The 13,346-nt window shown below is 72.2% G+C and carries 12 protein-coding genes; 5 read left to right on the forward strand and 7 right to left on the reverse strand.

The features are described from left to right. Nucleotides 1-335: 335 nt before the first annotated feature. Together AB0H83_RS38505 and AB0H83_RS38510 are read right to left on the reverse strand one after the other, a co-directional pair. Nucleotides 336-2,822: a DNA topoisomerase IV subunit A gene (locus AB0H83_RS38505; protein WP_360104099.1), complete on the reverse strand. Its 2,487-nt coding sequence runs from the start codon at nucleotides 2,820-2,822 to the stop codon at nucleotides 336-338. Nucleotides 2,823-2,845: 23 nt separating this feature from the next. Beyond that, nucleotides 2,846-4,903, reverse strand: a complete 2,058-nt coding sequence (locus tag AB0H83_RS38510) for a DNA topoisomerase IV subunit B (RefSeq protein WP_360104102.1) — start codon at nucleotides 4,901-4,903, stop codon at nucleotides 2,846-2,848. 272 nt (nucleotides 4,904-5,175) lie between these two features. On the opposite strand from AB0H83_RS38510, the gene AB0H83_RS38515 reads away from it, so the two are divergent. Further along, a complete protein-coding gene (locus tag AB0H83_RS38515) occupies nucleotides 5,176-5,337 on the forward strand; it encodes a hypothetical protein (protein ID WP_360104105.1) in 162 nt (53 codons plus the stop codon). Here the strand turns inward: AB0H83_RS38515 and AB0H83_RS38520 are convergent. Further along, nucleotides 5,320-5,865, reverse strand: a complete 546-nt coding sequence (locus AB0H83_RS38520) for a hypothetical protein (protein WP_360104108.1) — start codon at nucleotides 5,863-5,865, stop codon at nucleotides 5,320-5,322. The genes AB0H83_RS38515 and AB0H83_RS38520 overlap by 18 nt on opposite strands. 46 nt (nucleotides 5,866-5,911) lie before the next feature. Beyond that, a complete protein-coding gene (locus AB0H83_RS38525; protein ID WP_360104111.1) occupies nucleotides 5,912-6,460 on the reverse strand; it encodes a hypothetical protein in 549 nt (182 codons plus the stop codon). An 84-nt stretch (nucleotides 6,461-6,544) separates the two neighbouring features. Here AB0H83_RS38525 and AB0H83_RS38530 point away from each other — a divergent pair, with 84 nt between their 5' ends. From AB0H83_RS38530 to AB0H83_RS38545, 4 genes are read left to right on the forward strand one after another with little or no spacing between them, the layout of a single operon-like run. After that, nucleotides 6,545-7,513: a sulfite exporter TauE/SafE family protein gene (locus AB0H83_RS38530; RefSeq protein ID WP_360104114.1), complete on the forward strand. Its 969-nt coding sequence runs from the start codon at nucleotides 6,545-6,547 to the stop codon at nucleotides 7,511-7,513. Between the two features lie 28 nt (nucleotides 7,514-7,541). Beyond that, nucleotides 7,542-9,179 (forward strand): glucose-6-phosphate isomerase, encoded by a 1,638-nt coding sequence (pgi, locus tag AB0H83_RS38535; RefSeq protein WP_360104116.1) that lies wholly within the window; start codon nucleotides 7,542-7,544, stop codon nucleotides 9,177-9,179. A 30-nt stretch (nucleotides 9,180-9,209) separates the two neighbouring features. Further along, nucleotides 9,210-9,740 carry a hypothetical protein gene (locus tag AB0H83_RS38540; protein WP_360104119.1) on the forward strand — a complete coding sequence of 177 codons (531 nt, stop codon included), beginning with the start codon at nucleotides 9,210-9,212 and terminating at the stop codon, nucleotides 9,738-9,740. 12 nt (nucleotides 9,741-9,752) lie between these two features. Then, complete coding sequence (locus AB0H83_RS38545; RefSeq protein ID WP_360104122.1) at nucleotides 9,753-10,136, forward strand: VOC family protein; 384 nt, start codon at nucleotides 9,753-9,755, stop codon at nucleotides 10,134-10,136. 18 nt (nucleotides 10,137-10,154) lie between these two features. Here AB0H83_RS38545 and AB0H83_RS38550 read toward each other — a convergent pair whose 3' ends face one another. From AB0H83_RS38550 to AB0H83_RS38560, 3 genes are all read right to left on the reverse strand, one after another. Continuing rightward, nucleotides 10,155-11,006 carry an NAD-dependent epimerase/dehydratase family protein gene (locus AB0H83_RS38550; RefSeq protein WP_360104125.1) on the reverse strand — a complete coding sequence of 284 codons (852 nt, stop codon included), beginning with the start codon at nucleotides 11,004-11,006 and terminating at the stop codon, nucleotides 10,155-10,157. A gap of 130 nt (nucleotides 11,007-11,136) precedes the next feature. Next, the gene (locus AB0H83_RS38555) at nucleotides 11,137-12,408 is read right to left on the reverse strand and encodes a DUF6596 domain-containing protein (RefSeq protein ID WP_360104243.1); all 1,272 of its coding nucleotides are present in this window, start codon (nucleotides 12,406-12,408) and stop codon (nucleotides 11,137-11,139) included. A gap of 161 nt (nucleotides 12,409-12,569) precedes the next feature. Continuing rightward, nucleotides 12,570-12,989 carry a YciI family protein gene (locus AB0H83_RS38560; protein WP_360104128.1) on the reverse strand — a complete coding sequence of 140 codons (420 nt, stop codon included), beginning with the start codon at nucleotides 12,987-12,989 and terminating at the stop codon, nucleotides 12,570-12,572. Between the last annotated feature and the right edge of the window lie 357 nt (nucleotides 12,990-13,346).

The raw sequence follows: 13,346 nt of genomic DNA on the forward strand, positions 1-13,346 counted from the left end.
ACTCAGCCCGAGCAGCCCGGGACCCACCGCGGACGACGTGGCCCGCGACCCACCGCAGGCTACGCGGCACACCACCCCGCCCGAGCAGCCCGGAAACAGACGGCACAACACCGGCCCACCCCGAGCAGCCCGGTTCCCACCGCAGACGACGTGGCCCGGGACCCGCTACAGGCGACACGGCGCACAACCCAGCCCGAGGCACCTCAGGCCCGACCCGAGCAGCCCGATCAACGCGACGCCCCCAGCCCACCGCGGTCCCATCAGCGCGACCCGGCGCCCGGCCCGAGGAGCGGAGCGCCACCCGGGCCGGTGCGGCAGCGGGACAGACCCCGCGATCAGCCGCGCTCGACCAGGTGGCCGACGATCTCGGGGGCGCGCAGCTGGACGCCCGAGCCGTCGCGGCGCTGGTCGGCGGCGGGCAGGTCGCGGGGCTCGCCCTTGGCTGAGGAGGCGGCCGGGCGGGGGCCGACCCAGGCAAGGACGAGACGGGTCTCGCCCTTGAGGAAGCGCTGGGCGCGCACGCCACCGGTGGCGCGGCCCTTCGCCGGGTACAGCCGCAGCGGGGTCGTCTTGGCGTTGCCGATGGTGGCGGTGACGACCATGGGCTCGCCGTGCTGCTGGTCGTGGGTGTTGACGGCGCCGAAGAAGAGGACCTGGGCGCCGGCGGCGAGGGCGATGCCGGCCATGCCGCCGCCCTTGAGGCCCTGGGGGCGCACGAGCTTGGCGGGGAAGCGCAGCAGCGACGCGTCGGAGGCGACGAACGCGAGCGTCTCCGCGCCGTCGGTGAGCCAGGTGCCGCCGACGACCTCGTCGCCTTCGCGCAGGCCGATGACCTCGAACTCGTCGGCGCGCACAGGCCACTCGGGGGCGCAGATCTTCACGATGCCGTTGCGGGTGCCGAGGGCGAGGCCGGGTGAGCCTTCGGCGCCGGGGCCGCCGAGCGGGGCGAGGGCGACAACGGTCTCGCCGGCCTGCAACGGCACGAGCTCGGCGGTGGACATGCCGCCGCGCAGCGAGACGGTGCCGGTCTGCTCGGGCAGGACGGGCAGCGGCAGGACGTCGACCTTGAACGCGCGGCCGAGGCTGGTGACGAGCAGGACCTGGCCGCGGGCCGTGGTGTGCGCGACGGCGCGGACGGTGTCGTGCTTGTCGCGGCCCGCCTTGCGGCTGCCTTCGGGGGCCTCCTCCGACTCGGCGGCGGTGCGGGCGACCAGACCGGTCGCGGACAGCAGCACCTGGCACGGGTCGTCGGACACCTCGAGAGGGCCGGCGGGGACGGACGCGGCGAGGACCTCCTTGAGGTCGCCGTCGATGAGCGTGGTGCGGCGCGGCTGCGCGAATTCCTTGACGACGGCGGCGAGCTCGTCGGAGACGACCTTCTTCAGGACCTTCTCGTCGTCGAGGATCTGGCTGAGCGCGGCGATCTCCTCGTTGAGCCGGGCCTGCTCGGCCTCCAGCTCGATGCGGTCGTAGCGGGTGAGGCGCCGCAGCGGGGTGTCCAGGATGTAGCTGGCCTGGATGTCGCTGAGACCGAACTCGCTCATGAGCGACGCCTTGGCGGCCGCGGCGTTCTCGCTGGCGCGGATGAGGGCGACGACCCGGTCGATGTCCAGCAGCGCGACGAGCAGGCCGTCGACGAGGTGCAGCCGGTCGAGGCGCTTCTTGCGGCGGAACTCGGTGCGCCGGGTCACGACCTCGTAGCGGTGCGCGAGGAACACCTCGAGCAGCGGCTTGAGCCCGAGGGTCTGCGGCCGGCCGTCGACAAGGACGAGGTTGTTGACGCCGAAGGACTGCTCCAGCGGGGTCAGCCGGTAGAGGTCGGCGAGCAGGGCCTGCGGGTTGACGCCGACCTTGCACTCGATGACGAGGCGGGTGCCGTTCTCCCGGTCGGTGAGGTCCTTGACGTCAGCGATGCCCTGCAGCCGCTTGGTCTTGTTGACCTCGTCGGTGATCTTCTCGATGACCTTCTCGGCGCCGATGCCGTACGGCAGCTCGGTGACCGTGATGGCCTGGCGGCCGCGGCTGCCCTCGAGCAGGCCGATCTCGACCCGGCCGCGCATGCGCACGACGCCGCGGCCGGTCTCGTAGGCGCGGCGGACCTCGTCGAGGCCGAGCAGCAGCCCACCGGTCGGCAGGTCGGGGCCGGGGACGAACTCCATGAGCTTGTCGAGGCTGGCGCCCGGGTGGTTGATGAGCCAGCGGGCGGCGGCGACGACCTCGCCGAGGTTGTGCGGGATCATGTTGGTGGCCATGCCGACGGCGATGCCGGAGGAGCCGTTGACCAGCAGGTTGGGGAACGCGGCCGGCAGCACCGACGGCTCGTCGAGCGAGCCGTCGTAGTTGGGCCGGAAGTCCACGGTGCCCTCGTCGAGCTCGCCGACGAGCAGCATGGCCTCCCGGGACATCCTCGCCTCGGTGTACCGGGAGGCGGCGGGGCCGTCGTCCGGGGAGCCGAAGTTGCCATGGCCGTCGATGAGCGGCACGTTGAGCGAGAAGTCCTGCGCCATGCGGACCATCGCGTCATAGATCGCGCTGTCGCCGTGCGGGTGGTACTTACCCATGACGTCACCGACGACGCGGGACGACTTGACGTGGCCGCGGTCGGGGCGGTGCCCCTGCTCGCTCATCGAGAACAGGATGCGGCGGTGCACCGGCTTGAGGCCGTCGCGCGCGTCGGGCAGCGCGCGGGAGTGGATGACCGAATACGCATACTCCAGGTAGGAGTCCTCGACCTCGGTGACGAGCGGGTTGTTGAGCACCCGCGCGCCCGCCTGGTCGAAGGCGGACAGGTCGGCCTTCGCTGGTGTGGCCTTGCGTGCCATGTCGGCGGACTACCCTTCCTGACTCAGGCGTCGATGTTGTCTTGGTCGACCCGCGGCGCGGCGTCGATGAGCCAGTTGCGGCGGGGCTCGACCCGCTCCCCCATGAGCAGCTCGAGGACCTCCTCGGCGGCCTCGACGTCATCGAGGGTGATGCGCCGCACGGCCCGGGTCGCCGGGTTCATCGTGGTGTCCCACAGCTCGTCGGCGTCCATCTCGCCGAGACCCTTGAACCGCGGGATCGGCGTGACGACCTGCTTGCCGGCCTTCTCCAGCCGGGCGACGGTGCTCTCCATCTCCGCCTGGGTGTACGTGTAGATCGTCTCCGGGTTGCGCCCCTTGGTGACGATCTTGTGCAGGGGCGGGACGGCGGCGTAGAGCCGGCCGTCGGCGATCGCCGGGCGCATGTACTTGGCGAACAGCGTGATGAGCAGCGTGCGGATGTGCGAGCCGTCGACGTCGGCGTCGGCCATGATCAGGATCCGCCCGTAGCGCATCGCCTCCAGGTCGAAGGTGCGGCCGGAGCCGGCGCCGAGGACCTGCACGATCGCGGAGCACTCGGCGTTGTCCAGGACCTGCTGGATGTTGGCCTTCTGCACGTTGAGGATCTTGCCGCGGATCGGCAACAGCGCCTGATACTCCGAGGAGCGGGCCATGCGGGCGGTGCCCAGTGCGCTGTCACCCTCGACGATGAACAGCTCGCTGCGCTGCACCCCGGTGGAGCGGCAGTCGACGAGCTTCGCCGGCATCGACGCGCCCTCGAGGGCGGTCTTGCGCCGGGCGGCGTCCTTCTGCTGCTTCTGGGTGAGACGCACCCGCGCCGCGTCGACGATCTTCTGCAGGACCGTGCGGGCCTCGACCTTGGTCTTGCGCGCCTCGACCCACGCCTTGATGTGCTGCTCGACGATGCCCTGCACGACCCGGGTGACCGCCGCCGTGGACAGCTCGTCCTTGGTCTGCGAGGTGAACTGCGGCTCGGGGATGCGCACGTGGATGACCGCCGTCATGCCCTCGAGCACGTCGTCGATCGTCGGCAGGTCCTCCTTGGGCCGCAGCAGTCCTCGGGTGTTGCGGATCGCGTCGGCGAGGGCGCGCAGCGCGCCGCGCTCGAAGCCGCGCCGGTGCGTGCCGCCGTGCACGTTGCGGATGGTGTTGGTGAACGACTCCACGACCCGCTCGTAGCCGGTGCCCCAGCGCAGCGCGATCTCGACCTCGGCGCGGCGCTCGACATTGGCCTTCATGACGCCGTTCTCGTCGGCGGCATTCTCCTTGTAGGTGCCCTCGCCGGTGATGTGCAGCATCCCGCACACGGCCCGGTCGCCGGACGGCGCCAGGAACTCGACCATGTCGGCGAGGCCGTGGGGGTAGTGGAACGTCTCGGTGGCGATCTGCCCGCCGGTCGCGTCCTTGAGCACATAGGCCACGCCGGGCACGAGGAACGCGGTGTTGCGCAGCTTGGTGCGCACCGTCTCCACGTCGAGCGCGGCGCCGGTCTCGAAGTAGCGGGCGTCGTGCCAGTAACGGATCGACGTGCCGGTGGACTGGCCCCGCTTCATCCGGCCGGTGACGCTGAGCCCCGAGCGGCGGGTGAACGGCGCCGACGGGCCGCTGCCGTCGAAGTCGCCGGGCACGCCGTGCTGGAACGACATGTGGTGGACCTTGCCGTCGCGGCGCACTGTGACGTCGAAACGGTGCGACAACGCGTTGACCGCGGAGGCACCGACGCCGTGCAGGCCGCCGGAGGTCTTGTAGCCGGAGCCGCCGAACTTGCCGCCGGCGTGCAGCCGGGTCAGCACCAGCTCGACGCCTGACATCCCCGACTTGGCGTGCACGTCGACGGGGATGCCGCGGCCGTCGTCGTCGACCTGGACGGAACCGTCGGCGTGCAGGGTCACCTCGACGCGGGTCGCGTGACCGGCGATGCCCTCGTCGGTGGAGTTGTCGACGATCTCGTTGAACAGGTGAGCGACGCCGCGGCTGTCGGTCGAGCCGATGTACATGCCGGGCCGCTTACGGACAGCGTCCAGCCCTTCGAGGAGCGTGAGGTCGTCAGCTCCGTACAAGGTCTCGGGTTGTGCGGTCAACTCGATGCTCTCCAATGATCCTGGTGCGCTGCTGCCGCGAGCGTAGCCGCAGGGTCTGACAATTCCGTGGCACCCTCGCCGGTTGTGGTGCCCGACGCGTCCCGGAACGCAAACCCACCGCCGCGCGCTCCCGGACTTCCACGACACGCGGGTCGGCGGCAGGATCTACCGGCCGTCGTCCTGGTGGCGGTCGCGTCGGCACTCTGTCGATCGCCCGGACGAGCACGCTCGACGAGCGGCTCACCACGATCAAACGCGAGAACGTCGATGGCTTGCGCTACGCGGACACGGCCCGCGGCGGGATCGAGAAGGTGTATTCAGACCCGGCATTCTACTTCGCCGTCGAGGTCGACGACCCGCAGGGACCCGGTGTCGCGAAGTACCTGGCCCCGGTGCACGCCGACGACCGGCTGGTGTCACGGTGCAACGACTGAGCGGCCGCCGAACCGGTCGACGGCCGCCACGATCTCCGGGTCGGTGCGGTCGTTGAGCCGCAGCGGCACGAGGTAACGCACGCCGCCCGCGGTGACGACCAGCATCCGGAAGATGACCACCCGGCGCCGCCTGACCTGCTCGACCGACTCCCACGGCAGCCAGACGGCGCGGGCGAACATCCCGGTCGAGTTCTTCACCCAGAGCCCGGCGTGGTCGAGGGCGAGGACCGGGCCGTTGCCGACGACGAGCCGGACGGTGATCGCCACCATCGCGCCGAACACCACCAGCCCGCAGACGCCCACGGCCACGGCGGCCACGGTGTCACCGCCGGTGCTGTCCGGCGAGTCGGTGAGCAGGCTCACGGCCACCTGGACAGTCACCAGCACCCAGCACATGAAGTAGATGGCACCGTAGAGCAGCGCCACCTTGCCTGTGCTGCGCCGCACGACGAACGGCAGGTCCTCCGGGATTCGGCGGCGCGGTGGCGGCGGCGCCCCACGCCAGGAGGGCGGCCTCGGTGCGGTCACGCGAGCAGGATACGGCTCACGTGGTCACCTCCGCTGCGCTGGCCGCTCACGCGCTCGTGCGGTCGATCCACGACCGGTAGCTGTCCCCGGTGCCGTGCGACTCCATGTAGTACTCGCGCAGGTCGCTGCGAGTGACGAAGCCGGCGACGAAGAACAGCAGGCACGCCGCGCTGAACCCGGCGACGCCGTGCACCCACAGGTACCACTCAGGCACGGTGCGTGCGTATTCCTGCCGCAGCAGCTCCGGCTCGTCGCCGGTCGGCGCGACCGCCCACTCGGGCCCGCCGACGAGCCCGCACAGCAGGGCCAGGCCGAGCAGCGGGCCGATGACCCACAGCGCGGCCCTGATCTTCGGGTTGTGCCGGCGCACGACCAGTGCCAGCGCCGCGAGCAGCACCGCGCCGACGGCCGCGACCAGCAGGTTGTTGTGGTAGTCGGCCTCGACCTGCTGCAGCGACCGGGGCGACATGAGCTTCGTGTCGAGCGCGGCCAGGTCGCGCAGCACCGTCGCGGTCACCGCGGCGTCCACCACCAGCAGCGCGGCGGCCGTCAGGACGGACCAGAAGACCAGCCGGATCTGGGTATCCACCCGCATCGCCACACGCTAACGGGGTGATCCCGCTCGCCGCAGCCCCGTTTCGTATCTACAAAGGCGACCAACTTAGTGCACAATTCTCCGATGGACCCAGTGATGGCCCTGGCAGGGCTCGGCGTCGGCATCGTCGTCGGTCTCACCGGCATGGGCGGCGGCGCGCTCATGACCCCGATCCTGGTGCTGTTCTTCGGGGTCCCGCCCCTCGCCGCGGTCTCCAGCGACCTGGCGGCGAGCGCGGTGATGAAGCCGTTCGGCGGCTGGGTGCACGCCCGCCGCGGCACGGTCAACTGGGCGCTCGTGCGGTGGCTGTGCCTGGGCAGCGTGCCGTCGGCGTTCCTCGGCGTGCTGCTCATGCGGGCCCTCGGCGACGGCGAGTCGGTGCAGGACGTCGTCCGCATCGCGCTCGGCGTCGCCCTCCTGCTCGCGGTCGCCGGGCTGCTGCTCAAGGCGTACAACAGCCGCAAGGCAGGCGCGTCGGACGGGACGCCGCAGGTCACCGTCCGCCCGATCCCCACGCTGCTGCTCGGCGCGGTCGGCGGGCTGGTCGTCGGCATGACCTCCGTCGGGTCCGGCTCGCTCATCATTGTGATCCTGCTCGCGCTGTACCCGATGCTGCGCCCCAACGACCTCGTCGGCACCGACCTCATCCAGGCCATCCCTCTCGTCGCCGCCGCGGCCCTGGGCCACGCCATCTTCGGCGACCTGCAGCTCGACCTCGCCGCCGCGGTGCTGGTCGGATCCGTGCCCGGCGTGCTCATCGGCGCCCGGCTGTCGTCGCGGGCACCGGCGGGTGTGGTGCGTGCTGCCCTGGTCATCGTCCTGATCGCCAGCGCGCTCAAGCTGTTCGAGGTGCCCACCGCCGCCGTCGGCGCCGTCGTCGCGGCCACCACCGCCGGGGCCGTCCTGATCGCCGTGCGCCGACGTCCGGCATTTTCGGCAGGTGTACCGGTGGATCGCGCCGAACCCGTCGGGGCCCTCGCCAAGGGGTGGGACCAATCGCAAGATCGGCGCACGGAGGACGAGACGGACGCGAAAGGGGCACAATCCCAGTGAGAGTGTGACCTCGCTGAAGGAGTGCTTGATGTCTCACGGCCGTCCCAACCAGCTACCCGAGTGGGCAGCGCTGGCCAAACACCGCGCCGAGCTGGGTGAGGTGCACCTGCGGGACCTGTTCGCCGACGACCCGCGGCGCGGCGAGAAGTACTCCCTGCAGGTCGGGGACCTGTATCTCGACTACGGCAAGCACCTGGTCACCGACGAGACCCTGGGCCTGCTGCGCGACCTCGCCGCCGCGCGCGGGGTCGCGCAGCTGCGCGACGCCATGTTCCGCGGCGACAAGATCAACTTCACCGAGCACCGGGCCGTGCTGCACACCGCGCTGCGCGCGGCCCGCGACGCGGTCGTCGAGGTGGACGGCGAGAACGTGGTGCCCAAGGTGCACGCCGTGCTGGACCGCATGGCGGCCTTCGCCGAGCGGGTCCGCTCCGGGGAATGGACCGGCTACACCGGCGAGCGGATCACCACCATCGTCAACATCGGCATCGGCGGCTCCGACCTGGGCCCCGCGATGGCGTACGAGGTGCTGCGCGCGTACACCGACCGCAATCTGGAGATGCACTTCGTCTCCAACGTCGACGGCGCCGACCTCTACGAGGCGGTGCGCGCCGCCGACCCGGCCAGGACGCTGTTCATCGTGTCGTCCAAGACGTTCACCACGATCGAGACGATCACCAACGCGACCGCCGCCCGCCGGTGGCTGCTCGACGCGTTCGGCGACGACGCCGCGGTCGCCAAGCACTTCGTCGCCGTGTCGACCAACGCCGCCGAGGTCGCGAAGTTCGGCATCGACACGACCAACATGTTCGAGTTCTGGGACTGGGTCGGCGGCCGGTACTCCTACGACAGCGCGATCGGCCTGTCGCTGATGATCGCCCTCGGCCCCGACGGCTTCCGGGAGATGCTCGACGGCTTCCGGCTCATGGACGAGCACTTCCGCACCGCCCCGCCGGAGGCCAACGCGCCGCTGCTGCTGGGGCTGCTGGGCATCTGGTACCGCAACTTCCACGACGCGCAGACCCACGCCGTGCTGCCCTACAGCCACTACCTGTCCCGGTTCACCGCGTACCTGCAGCAGCTGGACATGGAGTCCAACGGCAAGTCCGTCGACCGCGACGGCCAACCGGTGCAGTGGCAGACCGGCCCGGTCGTCTGGGGCACCCCCGGCACCAACGGCCAGCACGCCTACTACCAGCTGATCCACCAGGGCACGATGCTCATCCCGGCGGACCTCATCGGCTTCGCGCAGCCCGCGCCGGGCCTCGGCGTCTTCGCCGACCAGCACGACCTGCTGATGGCCAACCTCTTCGCCCAGGGCCAGGCGCTCGCCTTCGGCAAGACGTCCGAGGAGGTTGCCGCCGAGGGCGTCGCCGCCGAGGAGGTCCCGCACCGCACGTTCCGCGGCGACCGGCCGACCACCACCATCCTCGCGGACAAGCTCACCCCGTCGGTGCTGGGGCAGCTCATCGCCCTGTACGAGCACAAGGTCTTCGTCCAGGGCGCCGTCTGGGACATCGACTCCTTCGACCAGTGGGGCGTCGAGCTGGGCAAGGTCCTCGCCAAGCGGATCGAGCCGGCCCTCACCGGCGCCGGGGACACCTCCGCGCTGGACCCCTCGACCGCCGCCCTCGTGTCGCGGTACCGGGCGCAACGCGGCCGCTGAGTGCCGCCCACCGACGACGAGCTCGCTCGGATGTCCCCGTCCGAGCGGGCCGACCTGGCCCGGCGCCTGGCCCGACTGCTGCCGGCGCCGGCCGCCGACGCTCGGGCCCGGCGCCGGTTCGTCGTGGTGGTCGCGACCGCCAGCCTGCTCATGATCCCGTGGGTGGCGGCGCTGGCGTGGACGCTGCCGCCGCGGTACCTCGCCGGGCACTGGCGGGCCACCTGGGTGGGCTTCGACCTGGTCCTCGGCGCCGCCCTCGCCCTCACGGCATGGGCGGCGGTGCGGCGCCGGCAGGTCGTCGTGCTGACCGCGCTGATCAGCGCCACCCTCCTGGCCTGCGACGCGTGGTTCGACATCATGACGGCCGCCGGCCCCGACCGCTGGGTCAGCCTCGCCACGTCGGTGCTCGTCGAGCTGCCGCTGGCCGCCTGGCTGTTCCACGTCTCGCACACCCTGATCCGGCACAGCATGCGCCGGATGCTGGCGCTGTCCGGCGAGACCGTCACCGACCTGCCGCTGCGGCGCATGCCGCTGTTCGGCGTCCCGCCGCGGCGCCATTAGTACCGTGGCCGCATGGCGACACACTGGACCCTCGGCTGCGACGCGGCCGACCCGCACGCCCTCGCCGCGTTCTGGGCGGCGGCCCTCGGCTACGTGCCCGAGCCCGGGTACGACGAACCGGACGGCGCCTCGATCGTCGACCCGGACGGGCGGGGTCCCGCGATCGGCTTCCTGCGCGTGCCGGAGGGCAAGACCGCGAAGAACCGGATGCACATCGACATCCGGGTGGCCGGCGAGCCGCCGTGGGACCTGCCGGAGCGGGCCCGGCTGATCCGGTCGCGAGCCGCCGAACTGGTCGCCGCGGGCGCCACGCTCGTGGGCGAGGAGTCCTACGGCGACCAGCTCGGTCACGTCGTCATGCGCGACCCGGAGGGCAACGAGTTCTGCGTCGCGTGAGCCTGCGCTCGCCGCGGGTCAGTGCGCGCGCAGCTCCTCGACGAGGGTGGGCCTGGTCGGGGTCCAGCCGAGCGAGCGTGCCTTCGCCGCGGTGGTCTGCTGGTCCAGCAGCAGTGCGTCGGCGAACGCGGCGCCGAGCCGCTCGCGGGACGCCTCGACGCTCTCCGGCGCCACCCCGGCGCCACCGGAGGCGGCCTCGCCGAGCTCACGGACCGTCGGGTTCACCCCCGACGCGGCGATCACGTACCCGAGCCGCTCGCCCCGCTCGACCACGGTGACGTACAGCGCGGCCACGTCCTCGACGTGGATCGTCGTCCAGTGCTGCGAGCCGTCACCGACGAGCCGGACCCGGCCCTGCTCGTCGCGGGCCGCCCCGAACACCCCGGCCGGGATGCCGCCGCCGTGGCCGTACACGATGCCGGGCACCACGATCGAGGCGACCAGGTCCGCGTCGAGCACCGCCTGCTCCACCCCTCGCCGCCACGCGGTCAGCGCCGGCGGCACGAACGGCGAGTCCTCGGTGACGGCGGCGTTGTCGCCGTACACCCAGATGCCGCTGGTGTGCACGTACGGCTTGCCGGTGCCGGACAGCGCCTCCACCGCCGCCGCGACGACCGCGCGGTCGAACTGTTCGCCGCTGCCGTCACTGGGCGCCGCGGTGTGCACCACCCCGTCGGCCGCCGCGAACAGCCGCGCCGTCCAGGCGGTGTCCTGCAGGTCCCCGACGGCCGCCTCCGCGCCCGCCTTGCGCACCTTCGCCGCCGCCTCGTCGCTGCGCACCAGCGCCGTGACGGCGTGCCCCGCCGCGACGAGCTGCTGGAGCAGCACGGATCCGATGTACCCGGTCCCACCGGTCAACACGATCTTCATGCCCCTGACCGTATGACCGCGGGGCGTGCGCCGCAGCGTGACCAACACCGCCTCATCCTGCGGGAATGCGGGCCGAGGAGCCTATTCCCGCCGGCGCCGGCCGGGATCGTGATGCTCACGATCCCGGCGGTCAGAGCAGCGCCGCCGCCTTGCGCAGCAGGACGGCGCGCTCGCGGGCGTTGCGGCACAGCCGGGCGGCCAGTTCCAGCTCGGCGCGCGCCTCCGCGGTGCGGCCGAGCCGGGTGAGCAGCTCGCCGCGGACGCCGGGCAGCAGGTGCGACCCCGGCAGCCGGTCCGTGGCCACCATCTCGTCCACGATGTCCAGCGCCCGCTGCGGCCCGCCGGCCATGGCGACGGCGACGGCCCGGTTGAGCTCGACGACCGGCGACGGCATGATCCGCCCCAGCGCCTCGTACAGCACCACGATGCGGTCCCAGTCCGTCTCGGCCACCGACGACGCCGACGCGTGGCAGGCCGCGATCGCCGCCTGCAGCCCGTACGGGCCGAGCCCCTGCTTCGACGCGGCGGCGAGCGCGGCGAGCCCCCGGCGGATCGCCGAGCGGTCCCACAGCCGCCGGTCCTGGTCCTCCAGCAGCACCGCCTCCCCGTCCGGCCCGGTGCGCGCGGGGAACCGCGCCGCGGTGAGCTCGAACAGGGCGAGCAGCCCGTGCACCTCCGGCTCGCCGGGCAGCACCGCGGCCAGCATCCGGGCGAGCCGGATCGCCTCGTACGCGAGATCGGTCCGCAGCAGGTCGTCCCCGGCCGTCGCCGTCGAACCCTCCGTGAAGATCACGTAGAGCACGCTGAGCACCCCGCCGAGCCGCTCCCGCCGCTGCTGCGCCGACGGCACCGCGAACGGCACCCTCGCCGCGGCGATCGTCTTCTTCGCCCGGGTGATCCTCGCCTGTACGGTCGGCACCGGCACCAGAAACGCCCGCGCGATCTCCTCGCTGCCCAGCCCGCCGACGGTACGCAGCGTCAGGGCGACCTTGGCCTCGGGCGCCAGCACCGGGTGGCACGCCACGAACATGAGCGCCAGGATGTCGTCGTCGATCCGGTCCGGGTCCCACGGCAGCTCGTCCTGCCGCCCGGCCGGCGTGAGCGCCCCCGTGGCCGCCTCACCCTCGCCGAGCTGCCCGGCGAGCGCGGCGTACCGGTCGTCGCGCGCCGACCTGCGCCGGAAGCTGTCGATCGCCCGCCGGCGTGCCGTGGCGAGCAGCCAGCCCACCGGGTTGTCCGGGGTACCGTCCCGCGACCAGCCGACGAGCGCCTCGGCCACGGCCTCCTGGGCGACGTCCTCGGCGAGCTCGAAGTCCCCGGTGTACCGGGCGAGCGCCCCGACGATCCGCGCCGACTCGATCCGCCAGACCGCGTCCACGGCCCGCCGCGCCGCCTCACTGATCACCGGCGCGCTTGCCGCAGCGGTCTCGGCGCTCTCGGCGACCTGTGCGCTCTCGGCGACTTCGGCGGTCTCTGCGGCTCCGGCGGTCTCGGCGGGCGGCGTCGGGTCCGGGGCGGCGGCGGGCGGGCCACCGGTGGGTGACCCGCCGTCGCCGGTCGCCGTCACAGCTGACCGGTGCGCTCGCGCCACGCCCGCTCCTTGATGATCCACTCGTTGTCCTGCGGGAACTCGTCGATCTCCGGGACCCGCCGGATCTCGACCGCCGAGCCGGCGAACGCGGGGAGCCGCTTCGCCCACTCGACGGCCTCCTCCTTCGAGGCGACGTCGAGCAGATAGAAGCCGCCGAACAGCTCCTTCGTCTCCCCGTAAGGCCCGTCGGTCACCACCGGCGTCTCGCCGTCGAAGCGCACCACCACACCCTGCGACGGGTCGTCGAGCCCCTCGGCCGCGACGAGCACCCCGGCCCGGATCAGCTCCTCGTTGAACCGGCCGACCGTCTCGAGCATCTCCTCGAACGGCGTCTGCATCATCTTCGCCATCGACTCGTCGGTGCCGCGCATGATGAGCATGTACTTCGCCATCGTCGTTCTCCTCGTTCCCGGGGGCCGCCGTTCGACCCTCTCACCCCAAGGTCGAACGACCCAGCGACCGATCGACACCCGCCCAGAATTTTCTCGCGACTTTCTCCCATCCGCTGGCACATCCCCCCAGCGGACCACAACCGCACTGCTCAAGCCCCTGCCGATGGGGTCGGCCGCTACCTGGTGGATCCCTGTTTGCCGGCGCACAGCAATCCACCGGGTAGCGCTGCCCGGTCGCGCCCACGCCGCAGACAACGCGCCGACTGTCACGGCAGTCCTCAGGGTGCGTGAGCGGAACGCCGGTCCGGCGAGAGGCCTGGCCTTGCCGCCGGCGGTGGCGCCCGAGCCGGACCACAC

This window comes from Dactylosporangium sp. NPDC050688 (genome assembly GCF_040654515.1).
Classification (GTDB): Bacteria; Actinomycetota; Actinomycetes; order Mycobacteriales; family Micromonosporaceae; genus Dactylosporangium.